General features: G+C 31.0%; 2 protein-coding genes. Both read left to right on the top strand.

Annotated features, from left to right (window positions below):
• On the top strand, positions 1–749 hold a 749-nt coding region (locus AMN88_RS03365; protein WP_143323667.1), incomplete at its 5' end, for a DUF1800 family protein.
• Positions 746–1,075: twin-arginine translocation signal domain-containing protein (locus AMN88_RS03370; protein ID WP_143323668.1), on the top strand; the 330-nt coding region annotated here is incomplete at its 3' end. The genes AMN88_RS03365 and AMN88_RS03370, both read left to right, overlap by 4 nt.

The following is a 1,075-nucleotide window of genomic DNA, read 5'->3' on the forward strand; positions in this document are numbered from 1 at the left end:
GATGGTCAAAAAAAAAAGATCATGGAAGTGATGTTAAATTTGATTCAGAAAGACACGAGCCAGGAAAAAAGAGAGTATTGGGCAAGGAATATAAAAAAGGAAGAAAAGGAATTAAATTAGCAATTAAGGATTTAGTTAACCATCCATCTTGTAGAGAGTTTATTGCAACAAAGCTTTGTAGATATTTAATTACAGATGAACCAACACCTCAAATGATTGCTCCAGTTATAAAGGCGTGGGAACAATCTGATGGTTTTTTGCCAGAAGTTCATAAGGCTGCAATCAAGGTTGCATTTGAATATACTGATAAATATAGAAAATTTCAAAATCCTGAAAACTGGTGGCTTACAACAATAAATATGTCAGGATCAACTTATTCATATCCAGTTAAAGAAAAATTAATTGATAGTCATCCTTTGGGTATCAAACCTTTTGGAGACATTAGTGATCAAGCATGGTTCTTAGAAGATTTGGGTTGTCATCCTTATAGACAAAAACAACCTAATGGATTTTCAGATCTTGAAAAAGACTGGCTATCAACGGAATTAATTATAAGAAGAATAATGTTCGCTAAAACTGCTTTCCATAAATACAATACACAAGACCAATTAGATGACAATATTCATGAAAAAATAATACGTAATAATTTTGATAATCCAGATAAAATTCTTAAAATTGTATCGAAAGCAAAGACTAACGAGGAAAAACATATATTATTATTTAACTTACCGGAGGTATTAAAAGCATGAAGATATCAAGAAGAGATTTTTTAAAAGGAACTGCAACCTCTTTATTTTTAGCTGGATTTAATTTACCAGTTTTAGCTTCAACTTCCAAAAAGAAAAACTTAGTAGTTATAATGTTAAGAGGAGGAATGGATGGGATTACAGCTGTTCCTGTAATTGGAGACAAAAATCTACTAAAAAGAAGAAAAAAAATTTTAATTGATAATCCTATTAAATTAGACACAGATTTTGCTCTTCATCCAAAGTTAAATGCCTTCCATAAATGTTGGAAAGAAAACACTGGTGCTATTGTTCATGCAACTAGCATTCCATACACAGCTCGATCACAT

It is taken from the genome of Candidatus Pelagibacter communis (genome assembly GCF_001180165.1).
GTDB classification, from domain to species: domain Bacteria; phylum Pseudomonadota; class Alphaproteobacteria; order Pelagibacterales; family Pelagibacteraceae; genus Pelagibacter; species Pelagibacter ubique_P.